The 14,085-nt window shown below is 33.6% G+C and carries 12 protein-coding genes and 1 tRNA gene; 1 reads left to right on the forward strand and 12 read right to left on the reverse strand.

The window, feature by feature from the left end; all coding sequences use genetic code 11:
* Positions 1-500: 500 nt before the first annotated feature.
* A tRNA-Arg gene (locus tag ACSULM_RS05745) sits at positions 501-574 on the forward strand.
* A gap of 311 nt (positions 575-885) precedes the next feature.
* Here the strand turns inward: ACSULM_RS05745 and ACSULM_RS05750 are convergent.
* The 12 genes from ACSULM_RS05750 to zapA all read right to left on the reverse strand — a co-directional run bounded on the left by ACSULM_RS05750 (position 886) and on the right by zapA (position 13,935).
* Entirely contained in the window at positions 886-1,395 is a 510-nt protein-coding gene (locus tag ACSULM_RS05750) for a YfcE family phosphodiesterase (protein ID WP_436861268.1), read from the reverse strand.
* 3 nt (positions 1,396-1,398) lie between these two features.
* A complete protein-coding gene (locus tag ACSULM_RS05755; RefSeq protein WP_436861270.1) occupies positions 1,399-1,977 on the reverse strand; it encodes an XTP/dITP diphosphatase in 579 nt (192 codons plus the stop codon).
* 12 nt (positions 1,978-1,989) lie between these two features.
* Complete coding sequence (gene racE / locus ACSULM_RS05760; RefSeq protein ID WP_436861272.1) at positions 1,990-2,790, reverse strand: glutamate racemase; 801 nt, start codon at positions 2,788-2,790, stop codon at positions 1,990-1,992.
* A gap of 155 nt (positions 2,791-2,945) precedes the next feature.
* Positions 2,946-3,767 carry a succinate dehydrogenase iron-sulfur subunit gene (sdhB, locus tag ACSULM_RS05765; protein ID WP_069994709.1) on the reverse strand — a complete coding sequence of 274 codons (822 nt, stop codon included), beginning with the start codon at positions 3,765-3,767 and terminating at the stop codon, positions 2,946-2,948.
* Between the two features lie 2 nt (positions 3,768-3,769).
* Positions 3,770-5,533, reverse strand: coding sequence for a succinate dehydrogenase flavoprotein subunit (sdhA, locus tag ACSULM_RS05770; protein ID WP_436853619.1), 1,764 nt, complete (start codon positions 5,531-5,533; stop codon positions 3,770-3,772).
* A 45-nt stretch (positions 5,534-5,578) separates the two neighbouring features.
* Positions 5,579-6,190 carry a succinate dehydrogenase cytochrome b558 subunit gene (locus ACSULM_RS05775; protein WP_436861274.1) on the reverse strand — a complete coding sequence of 204 codons (612 nt, stop codon included), beginning with the start codon at positions 6,188-6,190 and terminating at the stop codon, positions 5,579-5,581.
* A 322-nt stretch (positions 6,191-6,512) separates the two neighbouring features.
* Entirely contained in the window at positions 6,513-8,300 is a 1,788-nt protein-coding gene (gene uvrC, locus ACSULM_RS05780; protein ID WP_436861275.1) for an excinuclease ABC subunit UvrC, read from the reverse strand.
* A 275-nt stretch (positions 8,301-8,575) separates the two neighbouring features.
* Positions 8,576-8,890 (reverse strand): thioredoxin, encoded by a 315-nt coding sequence (gene trxA, locus ACSULM_RS05785; protein ID WP_069994715.1) that lies wholly within the window; start codon positions 8,888-8,890, stop codon positions 8,576-8,578.
* An 82-nt stretch (positions 8,891-8,972) separates the two neighbouring features.
* Complete coding sequence (locus tag ACSULM_RS05790) at positions 8,973-11,321, reverse strand: endonuclease MutS2 (RefSeq protein ID WP_436861277.1); 2,349 nt, start codon at positions 11,319-11,321, stop codon at positions 8,973-8,975.
* A gap of 9 nt (positions 11,322-11,330) precedes the next feature.
* A complete protein-coding gene (gene polX / locus ACSULM_RS05795; protein WP_436861279.1) occupies positions 11,331-13,043 on the reverse strand; it encodes a DNA polymerase/3'-5' exonuclease PolX in 1,713 nt (570 codons plus the stop codon).
* 104 nt (positions 13,044-13,147) lie between these two features.
* A complete protein-coding gene (locus tag ACSULM_RS05800) occupies positions 13,148-13,669 on the reverse strand; it encodes a CvpA family protein (protein ID WP_436861282.1) in 522 nt (173 codons plus the stop codon).
* On the reverse strand, positions 13,666-13,935 hold the full coding sequence (gene zapA, locus ACSULM_RS05805; RefSeq protein ID WP_436853613.1) for a cell division protein ZapA: 270 nt from the start codon (positions 13,933-13,935) through the stop codon (positions 13,666-13,668). Before zapA ends, ACSULM_RS05800 begins: the two co-directional genes overlap by 4 nt.
* Between the last annotated feature and the right edge of the window lie 150 nt (positions 13,936-14,085).

Below are 14,085 nucleotides of genomic sequence, written 5' to 3' on the forward strand. Positions count from 1 at the left end.
TGTGGTTATTAACATCTTACAATAGAGTGCCGTTTATGGGCATTTTTTTTATGAAATTTTAAGAGTGTTGCACTTAATATTACAATCCGTCTTATGTAAAAAACTAATTCACTGTAAATTTTACCCTTATTTATCTGAAATTTTTCAAAATGCAAGTAAACCATAAAAAAGAAAACACTCCCTGGAATGCTTTCTACTTATTAAAGGTAAATTAAATTTCTAAACGTATTGCAATGTTCAATAATCGCCTTCTGTTTTTTTGTACCATTAAATAATTTATTACGCATTTGCCAATTCATGGAAATACTTCCACGTTTATGTTTTGATTAATCAGTTTAATTTAAACTAATATTATCGACTTAGATTCTCCTAATTTATATAATATATTTATGATTGATGATAAAAAGTCTATTAAAGTGAAAAATCATATTTATTTTTAGTGCTTGAAGTATTGCTTTATAGCCATATATTAGATATAATAATTCTTGTGTTGAAAAAATGTCCTGGTAGCTCAGCTGGATAGAGCAATGGCCTTCTAAGCCATCGGTCGGGGGTTCGAATCCCTCCCAGGACGCTAAGCGCGTATAATTACATATTATACTCAAAGAATCTCATATAAATGAGGTTCTTTTTTTATGTTATTTCACAATATGCCGTATATTTAAATAGATTTCCTGATTTCACATGTAAAATAAAGTTATCATGTCAATTCTTACTAACTAGTTCAATATTTTTCTTTGATAGTCACTTTTTTAACCTATTAATATAAAAAGCCTGCTTAAAATTATATGAGTAATTTTAAGTAGGCTTTTGTCATAACTTATGTAATTAAATACATTATTTTAATTAACTTCGTTCATCATATTTTCCCAATGTTTTCAAAATCTATAACCCAAATTTTTCACTATCTATAATATGATGATCGCGACTATAGAAATTCAATACTACTTGTTTAGTAGTTTCATCAACTATTAGCTCGGCATATGTTTCTTCAATATTACTTCTAGATTGTGAAATGCTTCCTGGATTAATCACGTGCACGCCATTGATTTCTTCGTGTTTCGCAACATGCGTATGCCCATAAAATGCAAATTGGCACCCTGACTCGATTGCTTGTTCAGCAAGATGCATGCGCGTACGATTCACATTATATAAATGGCCATGCGTATAGAATGCTTTTACACCATTAGCTTCTATCACTGCTTCATTTGGAAACTCCGGATAAAAATCTGTATTTCCTTTTACTCTATGATAATGGCTTAGTTCACTATCATCATATGCGAATTCAGAATCACCTAAATGAATTGCAACGTCGATATCTTCATGATGGTTAATAACATCAAATAACACACCTTGTTCTGTATGATTGTCGCTTACTATAATCCATTTCGTCATTATTTATTCACCCTCTAGATATTGTTGTAATTTTTCAATCGCTTTACCTCTATGGCTAATTTCACTTTTTTCTTCTGCTGTTAATTGCGCCATTGTTTTATTTTTATCATCTAAGTAAAATACTGGATCATAACCAAATCCGTGTTCTCCGATTTTGCTTAATGTAATTTCACCTTGGACAGTACCTTTAAATTGTACTGTTTCTTCACCTGGTGCACTCATACTAATGACACAGACAAATTGTGCACTTCTATCTGTCTCGGCACCTAAGTTTTCTAATAGCTTTTCAATATTCGCATCATCATCTTTGTCTAGTCCTGCGTAACGTGCAGAATAAATACCAGGCTCTCCATTTAATGCAAAGACTTCGAGACCACTATCGTCAGCAATAACACGTTTATTTAATGCTTGTGCTGCAGCTTCTGATTTTAATTTCGCATTGGCTTCAAATGTATCTCCCGTTTCTTCCACATCAAAACCTTCAATAATTTCTGAAATACCGATAACATTAAAATCTGGAAAAATCACTTTAAAATCATTTATTTTGCCTTTATTGTTCGACGCAATAACGATATCTTCCATTTATTATATCTCCTATTCTGATAAGTCTATTTTTTCAACTGTAGCTTTCATATTAAGCCATTCTGCTATAATCCGTTCGATATATTCCGTTTTGCCTGTTACAAAAAAGCGATGCTCTGGTTGACGTTTATATCCTGCGTGTTCGTGGCTAAATGTCAGTAATGCACTAACTTCACGCGCTGTTTCCAAACCAGATGAAATGACTATTTTCTCTCCACCAAAATAATCATTAATCGGTTGATACAATAATGGATAATGTGTACAACCTAGAATCACAGTATCTGCTGTACTATTACGCCAATGCTTTAATGTTTGATGTATGATAATACTCGTAATTGTAGGGTCTTTATATCTCATTTGCTCAACTTTTGGCGCAAAGCTTGGACAGGCAATCCCCGTAACTTCAACATTCGGGTTAATCATTTTGATATGTTTTCTATATGCTTCTGATTTTATAGTACCTTCTGTACCTAAAATTAAAACATCGTTATTTTTGGTAGTCATAATTGCTGTTCTTGCACCTGGTTCAATCACACCAATGACAGGAATAGGCAGTAAATCTTGTAAATGCTTTAAAGCGACTGCCGTTGCTGTATTACAAGCAATAACTAACATTTTAATATCAAATTCCATCAATTTAAGCGCAAGTTCAGTCGTGAACGCTTTAACTTCTGATCCTTCACGTGGACCATATGGGCATCTTTCAATATCGCCTAAATAATATATTGTTTCGTTAGGGAGTTGGCGCATAATTTCTTTGGCAACAGTTAGTCCACCAACACCTGAGTCAATCACACCAATTGGTTTATCCATGTTCGATTTCATCCTTACTTATTTTCATATACTTTATTTTAGCATAAAAAGGATTTCAAATTCATTGCACAACCTTGTAAAAACGTATTGAACGAAAAACAGAGTTCAAGACAATACATGTCTCGAACTCTGTTTGTTATTCACTATAAACGCTTTTATTGAACTTGGTGATCTGAACCAAAGAATGATTTAAACATATGGAATGATGTTTCTCTATTCAATGCAGCAATTGATGTTGTTAAAGGAATACCTTTAGGACAAGCGTTTACACAGTTTTGTGAGTTACCACATGCTTGTAAACCACCTGCACCCATCAATGCTTCAAGTCGCTCATCTTTAGTCATAGAACCTGTTGGGTGTAAGTTAAATAATCTAACTTGAGAAATTGCTTGTGCACCAACGAAATCATTTTTCTTGGTTACATTAGGACAAACTTCTAAACAAACACCACAAGTCATACATTTAGATAATTCGTATGCTGTTTGACGTTTTTTCTCTGGCATACGTGGTCCAGGACCTAAATCGTAAGTACCATCAATTGGCACCCATGCTTTCATACGTTTCAAGTTATCAAACATTCTTGTACGATCAACTTGTAAGTCACGAATAACTGGGAATGTACTCATTGGTTCCAATTTAATTGGTTGCTCTAACTGATCCACGATTGCTGAACATGATTGTCTCGCTTGTCCATTAATCACCATAGAACAAGCACCACAAACTTCTTCTAAACAGTTCATATCCCAAATAACAGGTGTTGTTTTTTCACCTTTACTATTCACTGGGTTACGTCTAATCTCCATTAAACATGCAATTACGTTTAAGTTCTCTCTATATGGAATTTCAAATTCTTCCATATAAGGTGTTGATTTATCATTATCTTGACGTTTAATGATTAATTTAATAGTTTTTTGGCTTGGTTGTTGACCTTGTTCGTTTTGTGCAGGAGTATCATGTACTTCTTTAGTTTCTACCATAATTATTTACCTCCTTTTTTCGAAGTTGAGTAATCACGTTTACGTGGCGGAATCAAGCTAATATCAACTGGCTCATAAGTAAACTTAGGCGCTTCAGTCTTACCTTGATAAGTCGCTAATGTTGTTTTCAACCATTCCTCATCGTTTCTTTCTGGGAATTCTGGTTTATAATGTGCACCACGAGATTCATTTCTGTTATATGCTCCAATTGTAATTACACGCGCAAGTACAAGCATATTCCATAATTGACGAGTAAAGAATACCGCTTGGTTACTCCAAGTTTGAGTATCTTCAATATCAATATTTTGATAACGTTCCATCAATTCGACAATTTTCTTGTCTGTCTCTAATAATGATTTATTTTCACGTACAACCGTAACATTTGCTGTCATAATTTCTCCAAGTTCTCTGTGGAGTTTATAAGCATTTTCTGATCCCTTCATATTAAGTAAGTGATCAAATTTTTCTTGTTCTTCTTGTACACGTTTTTCATATAAACTTGGATCTAAATCAGTATATGAATCTTCAATATTCGCAACATAGTCAACAGCATTTGGTCCAGCTACAGTACCACCATAAATTGCTGATAATAATGAGTTAGCACCTAAACGGTTACCACCATGTTGTGAATAGTCACATTCACCTGCTGCAAATAATCCTTTAACATTCGTCATTTGATCATAATCTACGTATAATCCACCCATTGAGTAATGGACGGCTGGGAAGATTTTCATCGGTACTTTACGTGGATCATCACCTGTAAATTTCTCATAAATTTCGATGATACCGCCTAATTTAATATCTAATTCATGTGGATCTTTATGAGATAAGTCAAGGTAAACCATGTTTTCACCATTGATACCTAATTTTTGATTCACACAAACATCAAAGATTTCACGTGTTGCAATATCACGAGGTACAAGGTTACCGTAGTCAGGATATTTCTCTTCTAAGAAATACCAAGGTTTACCATCTTTATATGTCCAGATACGACCACCTTCACCACGCGCTGACTCACTCATTAATCTTAACTTGTCATCTCCAGGAATTGCTGTTGGGTGTATTTGGATAAATTCACCATTCGCATACATTGCACCTTGTTGATAAACGATAGATGCAGCTGAACCTGTATTAATCATTGAGTTGGTAGTCTTACCAAAGATAATACCTGGGCCACCAGTTGCCATGATAACTGCGTCTGAACCGAACGATTCAATTTCAGAAGTTGTCATATTTTGAGCGACAATACCTCTAGCCATATTGTCATCATCTTTAACTATACCTAGGAATTCCCAACCTTCATATTTCGTTACTAAACCATCGACTTCATAGCTACGTACTTGCTCATCTAAGGCATATAGTAATTGTTGTCCAGTTGTTGCACCTGCATAAGCTGTTCTATGATACATTGTTCCACCAAAACGTCGGAAGTCTAATAAACCTTCTTTAGTTCTATTAAACATAACGCCCATACGGTCAAGTAAATGTATGATCTTAGGCGCAGCTTCTGTCATTGCTTGAACAGGTGGTTGATTTGCTAAGAAGTCCCCACCGTAAACAGTGTCATCTAAATGAACTGCTGGTGAATCTCCTTCACCTTTCGTATTCACAGCTCCGTTAATGCCACCTTGTGCACAAACAGAGTGTGATCTTTTAACAGGAACAAGTGAGAACAAGTCTACGTGTGCACCTTGTTCAGCCGCTTTAATTGTTGACATCAGACCGGCAAGTCCTCCACCGACAACAATAATTTTCTTCTCTGCCATATATTGTCACTCCCTCAAATATATCTGAAACTTAATTTTTAAATTTTATAAGAACGCTAAGATTGCACTAATACCGATATAAGAAACAACTAGGAATACAATGAGTGAAACCCATGTGAAAATTTGTTGAGATCTTTTAGATTGTAGAACACCCCATGTTACTAAGAATGACCAAAGACCATTCGCAAAGTGGAATGTTACAGCTAATAAACAGACAATGTAAAAAATAAGCCAAAATGGGTTAGTTACAATGTCATGAACCATGTCAAAATTCACTTCATGTCCTAGTGCACGTTGAATACGTGTCTGCCATAAATGTATTGCTACAAAGATAAACGTTAATACGCCAGTAACACGTTGTAACAAGAACATCCAGTTTCTAAATGCAGAATAGTGACCGACATTTTCCTTTGCTGTAAAAGCAATATGTACACCATAAACTGCATGGTACAGAATTGGAATATAAATAACGATAAATTCCACTGCAATTAAAAAAGGTATAGATTCCATAAATCCAGCTGCCTTGTTAAACGCGGCCTCGCCTTGCGTTGCTTGATGGTTAACAAGTAAATGAACTAATAAGAATCCACCTATTGGAATTACGCCTAGCAATGAGTGTAAGCGTCTTAAATAAAATTGATTTTTCGAGTATGCCAAAAGGAAGTCCCCCCTGTGAAACAGTTAATTTTTTTAGATTTCTTTTTTGGTACATGTCGTTGCCATTTCCAATCGTACTTTAATCACAAGTTTTGTCGTGGTGTATGTTTAATACAACATAAAAACATTGCAACATTTTTAAACATCGATTTATGCCCATGCTGTTAAATGCATTCAGTTTAAAAAATAGTAGCAATGAGAATGTTCTCATTTAGAAAACGCTTCCACATGTACGTAAAAAAAGAATTCCTGTTATTTGCTATTGTAACACTAATTAAATAAAAATTGGGCATGAGAATGATTCTCATGCCGCAAACTTTTATTACTTTTTACTGTATAAGGCTTGATGTAGATTCTCAGCAACATTTTGTGGTAATCCTGAATTTTTTAATTCTTCCACACTTGCTTCTTTCATACGTTTAATTGAGCCAAATGTCCGTAATAATTTCGTCTTTCGTTTTGAACCAATACCATCCACTGTATCCAATACGGATTGCAATCCTGTTTTTTGTCGAGTTTGTCTGTGGAATGTAATCGCAAACCTATGTACTTCATCTTGAATGCGTTGTAGTAAATAGAAAGGTTGACTATTTTTTTTCATTGGCACAATTTCTGCATTTTCACCATATAAAATCTCTGATGTTTGGTGTTTATCGTTCTTTCTTAATCCCGCAACTGGTATATCGAGGCCGAGTTCATTCTCCAGAACATCAATAACACCGCTCATATGACCTTTACCACCATCCACAATAATCAAGTCTGGTAATGGACTTCCTTCATTCAATACACGTGTATAGCGTCTACGCACCACTTCACGCATTGATTTATAGTCGTCTGGTCCATCAACGGTCTTAATCTTATATTTTCGATAACCTTTTTTATTGGGTTTACCATCGATAAATGAAACCATAGCTGAGACAGGATTGACACCTTGAATATTAGAATTATCAAATGCTTCAATGCGAATCGGAGTTTGGATACCCATTACATCACCAAGCTCTTCAATTGCTTTGACAGTTCGTGATTCGTCCTTAGCAATTAATTCAAATTTATTTTCAAGGGTAACTTCAGCATTGTGATTGGCTAAATCAATCATGTCTTTCTTTTTACCTTTAAGTGGTTGTACGATTTTGGTATCAACCACAGATTGAATGATTGCTTTGTCTAAATGTTTTGGTATATGAACCTCTTTAGGCAAAATATGTTGATTCAAGTCGTAAAACTGACCGATAAAAGTATAGAATTCTTCCTCTTCGGTTTGTTGTAAAGGAATCATCGTAGCGTCTCGTTTAATCATATTACCTTGTCTGATAAAGAATACTTGAATACACATCCAACCTTTAGAAACACTATAGCCAAATACATCTCTAATCGTATTATCTGAAGAGGTAATTTTTTGTTTTTTATTTAGGTTATGGATATGTTGGATTAAATCTCTATATTCTTTCGCACGTTCAAAATCTAAGGTTTCACTCGCTTCTTGCATCTTCTGCTCTAAATTATGCAAAATTGTTTTATCTTCACCATTTAAAAAATCTGTGATTTCTTTGGTCATTTCAGCATATTTATTTAAATCAACAGGATAAACACATGGACCCAAACATTGACCGATGTGATAATAAAGACATAGTTTGTCCGGCATTTTATCGCATTTCCTAAATGGATAAATTCGATCTAGTAATTTCTTAGTTTCTTGTGCAGAATAAGCATTGGGATATGGACCAAAGTATTTGCCACTCCCTTTTTTTACTGTTCGTGTAACTATAAGTCTTGGATATTTCTCTTTTGTAATTTTGATAAACGGGTAGCTTTTGTCATCTTTTAAGAGAATGTTGTATCTTGGTTGATATTGTTTAATTAAATTCAATTCTAGTAATAGAGATTCGGTTTCACTCGATGTCACGATAAACTCAAAATTTCTAATTTCACTTACTAATCGGGTTGTCTTTGCATCATGTGCACCTGTAAAATAAGATCTTAATCTATTTCTTAGTTTTTTAGCTTTTCCTACGTATATAATTTGGTCATTACGATCTTTCATCAAATAACAACCAGGTTCTGTTGGTACCACAGTAAGTTTTTGCTTGATGTGCGTTTGATAATCTTCCATAAAATCCCAACCTCCCTTCTAGATTTTTTACGATTAATGGTTGTAATCATATTTTATTGATGATTTAGGGACACTTTTTGCTATTTAGATACTTTGATATTTTTGATGTGCAAAGTATCTATAGTATCTATTGACCCTTATGTTATAAATAATATTTATTTGACTTAATATTATTATTGTTATTTCTGTGAAAAATTGGCATTTAATCATTTCGTATGTACAATATTTGAGGCTGAGACATACATAGATGTCCCAGCCTCGTCATTTCAAATATATTATAAGTGTTTTTCGATTACTTCAGCTAAGTTTTCTTTAGGTTGGAAACCTACAACTTTGTCGACTGGTTCGCCATCTTTAAATACGATTAAAGTTGGGATACTCATAACTTCAAATTTAGCAGCTGTTGATGGATTTTCATCTACATCAAGTTTTAAAATATTAGCTTTACCTTCAAAATCACCAGCTAATTCTTCTAATACTGGAGCAATCATCTTACATGGGCCACACCAAGTTGCCCAAAAATCTACTAAATTGACCCCTGATTGAATATTTTCATCAAAGTTTGAATCTGTTACTTTTACGATTGCCATAACTGCCAATCCTCCTTAATTTTTCAAATGATGAGGAAATTATAACAGACTTTATATAAATCTGCATACCTCTTGCTCATGTTTATTTTAATTCTACAACGGTAACACCAAATCCACCTTCACTTGGCATTCCGTTTCTATATGATGCCACACTTTTATGTCTTTTCAAATGATTTTGCACACCTTTTTGTAAAGCGCCTGTACCTTTACCATGAATAATATAAACTTGTTCGTAGTTACTGAGCACAGCCTGGTCTAAATATTGATCTACGGCTACCATCGCTTCATCATAGCGATAGCCACGTAAATCTAACTCCATTTTAATGCTCTGACGATTTTCACGTTTAATCATTTTTGTTGGTTCTGATTTAGTCTTTTTAGTTTTCTCTAAATCTTCTAAAGGTAATTTCATCTTAATAATACCCATCTGTACGACTGCTTCATTGTTGTCAATTAATTCTAAAACTTCACCTTTTTGGCCATAAGTAAGCACTTTTACTTCATCGCCTGCTTTGATTTCATCCCACTTTTTCTTTTGAACATTTTGTTTGAGCGACTTCGCTTCATATTGATCGTCCAGTTGTTTTTTCTTATCAATCAATTCATGTTCTTTAACATCTGCACCTTTTTTATCTCTTAATTCTCGCAGCTCTTTTAGGATATCGTCTGCTTCTTTAGTGGCTGATTTCACACGTTGATTTGCTTTTTCTTTAGCCTCATCAAGCAATTGCTTTTCATGATGTTGATATTGTGCGTATTGTTTTGCTAATGCATCATGTGTTTCCTGAGCATCTCTAAGCAAATGATCAAGTTCAATTCGCTGTTCATCCACACGTTTGGAATTAGTTTCTAATGATGCAATCATTTCATTAATTTCTTGTTCATCTTGACCAATCATCGATTTGGCTTTTTGAATAACTTTTAAATTTAAGCCAAGTTTTTTCGAAATATCAAACGCATTGGAACGACCAGGCACACCCATCAGTAATTTGTAAGTAGGACTTAACGTATTAACATCAAATTCAACACTGGTATTCATAACACCCTCGCGATTATAACTATATGCTTTTAATTCTGGATAGTGTGTTGTTGCCATAACTAAAGATCCAATTTCATGAACATGATCTAAAATACTCATAGCTAAGGCTGCACCCTCACTTGGATCTGTACCTGCACCTAGTTCATCAAAGAGTATCAAACTGTTTTTAGTCGTATGATGTAAAATTTCGACAATGTTTTTCATATGTGATGAAAATGTCGATAACGATTGTTCAATAGATTGTTCGTCTCCAATATCACAGTACACATTTTCAAAAACGCTAAGTTTACTACCATCAAGCGTCGGAATCAGAATACCTGACTGTGCCATAACAATAATCAAGCCTAACGTTTTAAGCGTTACAGTTTTACCACCTGTATTTGGCCCAGTGATAATAACTGTTTCAATATCATCTGCAAATTCAATAGTGTTTGCCACAACTGTTTGCTTATCAAGTAACGGGTGAAATGCTTTTGGTAAATATACCGTACGATCAGTAGTAAACTCAGGTTTCGTGCCTTTAATTGTTCGTGCATAGCGTGCCTTTGCCGTTAAAAAGTCTATTTGGCCCATAATCGATTCCGAAAGCAAACAAGATTCCGCTTCTTCGGCTACATATCCAGTTAATTCTGACAAGATACGCTCTCTTTCAATTGCCTCATCATTGCGTAAACGGCTAATTTGGTTACTCATTTCAACTATAGATGAAGGTTCGATATACAATGTTTGACCCGAAGCTGATTGATCATGAACAATCCCATTAAAATCTTGGCGGTATTCTGCTTTAACTGGTATAACATTGCGCTCATTTCGCACAGTGACAATCGCATCAGATAGTTTTTTTTGATTGCCTTGGCTTTTAACAATCTTGTCTAAATTTTGTTTTATTCTTTGATTGGTACTAGAAATTTTACTTCTAATTCCTTGTAACTCATAACTCGCATTGTCATATAAATCATATACATCACACTTTTGATGAATGCTTTGATACAAATCAGTCAATATAGGTAATTGTTCCATTCTATCGTTCAGAATTGGGTAATTAATTGTTTCTTCTTCGTTAATAAGATTATTATAAAAAGTTTTATACTGATTTTGAATTTGAATCAATCGTTTAATGACATTTAATTCATTAACACTTAGTACGCCACCTATCGTTGCTCTATGAATAAACGTCGATATTTTAGCAAGTCCACTTAAACTTGGCAAACGATGCTTGTTATAAATTTGTGAAATTTCATCTGTTTCATTCATTTGAAATTCAACCGTATTCAAATCGGTTGCCGGAGACATTTCTACAACTTTTTCTCTCCCTAAATCACTAATTGTTTCTTGCTCTATTAATGATTTTATTTTATCGAATTCTAAGACATTTAATGATTTCTGTCTCATATAATCCCTCTATTTCTTCAATTTTATATTATTTTCTATGAGCTTTTTGAATTCATCTCGCGACATAGTATTAATGACTCTATCTTTAGAAACAAATCCTTTTTGCGCAGTTGCCACACCATATTTCATAAATGATAAATGATCTACATGATGCGCATCTGTATTGATTGTAAGTTTTACATTTGGATACTTCTTAAGTGTTTCAGCATTCAAATCTAAACGTTTAGGGTTGGCATTTATTTCTAAAATAGTATTCGTTTCTTCTGCAAGCTGGCATAATTTTTCAATATCAGGTTCATATCCAGGGCGTTTACCAATAATTCTGCCTGTAGGATGTGCAATATGTCGAACATAAGGATTACGACATGCATTTTCCAAACGTTGCATAATCGTCTCTTGTGATTGATTAAAACTTTGATGAATTGCAGCAATGACGTAGTCTAATTGTGCTAGAACTTCATCATCATAATCTAATTGACCATCAGGCAATATATCCATTTCTATACCAGAGTATATATCTATTTCATCATATTTTTCATTTAATTTTTTTATTTCTTCATTCTGGCGCAACAGTTGTTCCACAGATAAACCATTTGCTACTTTTAAGCTTTGTGAATGATCCGTTATAACCATAAACTGATGTCCTTTGGCAATATTTGCCTTTACCATGTCTTCTATACTGAAAGCTCCATCACTGTAAGTTGTGTGCATATGAATGTCACCTTGTATATCTTCTAATTGAATGATATTAGATAAATCCTTATCAAATTCAGTGCCATCTTCTCTTAATGGAGGTGCAATCCAATTGACGCCAAAATGTTCATAAATTTCAGTTTCACTTTGATATTGTAATGTCTCACCATTAGGTTGTTCTATACCATATTCACTTACCTTCTCACCATTAGCTTTTGCAAGCTGACGTATTCTAATATTATGATCTTTCGAACCTGTAAAATGCTGTAATGTATGATAAAACGCTGAGGGTTCAATCAATCTAAAATCAACACCAATTGTTTCATCATCATACGTCAACTCGAGCGAAACCTTAGTTTGGCCAACAGCTACTTCTTTGACTTTATGAGGTATATCTAACAATGCTTGTTGTAAAGCATCAGGGTTATCTGTACTAATAATGTAATCCAAATCTTTACTCATTTCTTTAAATCTTCTGAAACTACCTGCAACTTCAAATTTATCAATGCCCTCTATTTTTTCCAAATATGCGTCTATATCTTTGCTCAATCCACGCATTTGGTCAATTGGATACTTTTCTTTTTTAGCGCCTAATGCTTTAACCGCTTCAAGAATATTTTGTTCTGTCTTTTTAGCAAAACCACTTAATTCACTTACTTTTCCTTGCTCACAAGCACTCTGTAATGCTTCTTTACTATCTATATTGAGTTCTTTATATAATTTGGCAATTTTTTTGCTACCTAGTCCTTGAATCTTTAGTAATGGAATTAATCCTTCAGGTACTTCTTGTTGTAATGATTCTAATGCCGATGATTGTCCAGTTTGACGATATTCATCAATAACCTCTCCTACACCCTTACCGATACCTTTTAACTCTGTAACATCTTCTATATCTTCTATAGGTCGTTCATCCGTTTCCAGACTTTGTGCCGCTTTCCTATATGCTGAAACTTTAAATGTGTTTTCCCCTTTTAACTCCATATAAGTCGCTATTTTTTCTAATAATTGAATAATATCTTTTTTAGTCATTGTTTACACTCCATAAAAAGAGGCCAAGACAGATTACTGTTAAAAATATATCAGTAAATAAATGATGTCCTGACCTCCTATATTTTATAAAATCAATATACTCGCTATAACTGTAATATAAATGTTGATACATAAGGCACATGAAGCAGTAACTTTGCTGCTATGTTCCCATTTGCCAATTGCTGTTGTACGATTTCATGTGGGTATAACGCAATTGCATATAATAAAGTGCTACAAATAATTGTCGCTGATACCATACCCATAAGCACACCAACTACACGGCTTATTGTTTTAGGTCCATTAGATTTTATTATATTATCAAAAATTACTATAACACCGTAACAAATAAGCTTAGTAATAATTGCAATAATTAAAAACGCAATAATATGATCAAAACGTTGCTGTATATTATCAAAATGTATTGCATAATTCAAATCGTAGGCATGTGTCTTTGGAAATGGTACAAATAAAACTAAACGCTGTGAAATTTGCAAATATAGTTTAAAAGCTACCCATAAAGAAAAAAGCGTTGAAGATAAATGTAATACACTCAACCATGCGCCTCTTCTAAAGCCAATCATGCCTATGTATAAAAACATGATAACCACTAATAAATCTAGAATCATATATCTTCACTGTTTTTCAATTGTTGTAATTCTAATTTCAAACGATCATTTTCTTCTTCTAATTGGACTTTTTCATGCATGATATTTACAGCCGTTAATATCGCTTTTCTAGTTGTATCTAAACCTGCACTTTTACTCGCTAACATTTTGAGTCTCTCATCTACCAAATGCGCAACATAACGGATATGCTCAGGATTATCCTCTCCAACAATTGTATAATGTTGATCATTGATAGTTACATTGATTCGATTTTTAAATTCACCCATATTCATAACTCCTGACCTTAAATATATTTCCGAACTTATATTCTTATTGTTTCAATTAAATTTGTATTTTAGTTTTTATAATAATTATCACGAACCATTATACACGACATAATATTATTATGTAAGAGGTCAGAAATGTTATGTTAGAAA

The sequence above is a fragment of the Staphylococcus caeli genome (assembly GCF_051413795.1).
GTDB classification, from domain to species: domain Bacteria; phylum Bacillota; class Bacilli; order Staphylococcales; family Staphylococcaceae; genus Staphylococcus; species Staphylococcus caeli_A.

Coding starts and splice junctions, on each gene's coding strand:
- ACSULM_RS05750 (WP_436861268.1), bottom strand. CDS start 1,395: ATGACGAAATGGATTATAGTAAGCGACAATCATACAGAACAAGGTGTG.
- ACSULM_RS05755 (WP_436861270.1), bottom strand. CDS start 1,977: ATGGAAGATATCGTTATTGCGTCGAACAATAAAGGCAAAATAAATGAT.
- racE (WP_436861272.1), bottom strand. CDS start 2,790: ATGGATAAACCAATTGGTGTGATTGACTCAGGTGTTGGTGGACTAACT.
- sdhB (WP_069994709.1), bottom strand. CDS start 3,767: ATGGTAGAAACTAAAGAAGTACATGATACTCCTGCACAAAACGAACAA.
- sdhA (WP_436853619.1), bottom strand. CDS start 5,533: ATGGCAGAGAAGAAAATTATTGTTGTCGGTGGAGGACTTGCCGGTCTG.
- uvrC (WP_436861275.1), bottom strand. CDS start 8,300: ATGGAAGATTATCAAACGCACATCAAGCAAAAACTTACTGTGGTACCA.
- trxA (WP_069994715.1), bottom strand. CDS start 8,890: ATGGCAATCGTAAAAGTAACAGATTCAAACTTTGATGAAAATATTCAA.
- ACSULM_RS05790 (WP_436861277.1), bottom strand. CDS start 11,321: ATGAGACAGAAATCATTAAATGTCTTAGAATTCGATAAAATAAAATCA.
- polX (WP_436861279.1), bottom strand. CDS start 13,043: ATGACTAAAAAAGATATTATTCAATTATTAGAAAAAATAGCGACTTAT.
- ACSULM_RS05800 (WP_436861282.1), bottom strand. CDS start 13,669: ATGATTCTAGATTTATTAGTGGTTATCATGTTTTTATACATAGGCATG.
- zapA (WP_436853613.1), bottom strand. CDS start 13,935: ATGGGTGAATTTAAAAATCGAATCAATGTAACTATCAATGATCAACAT.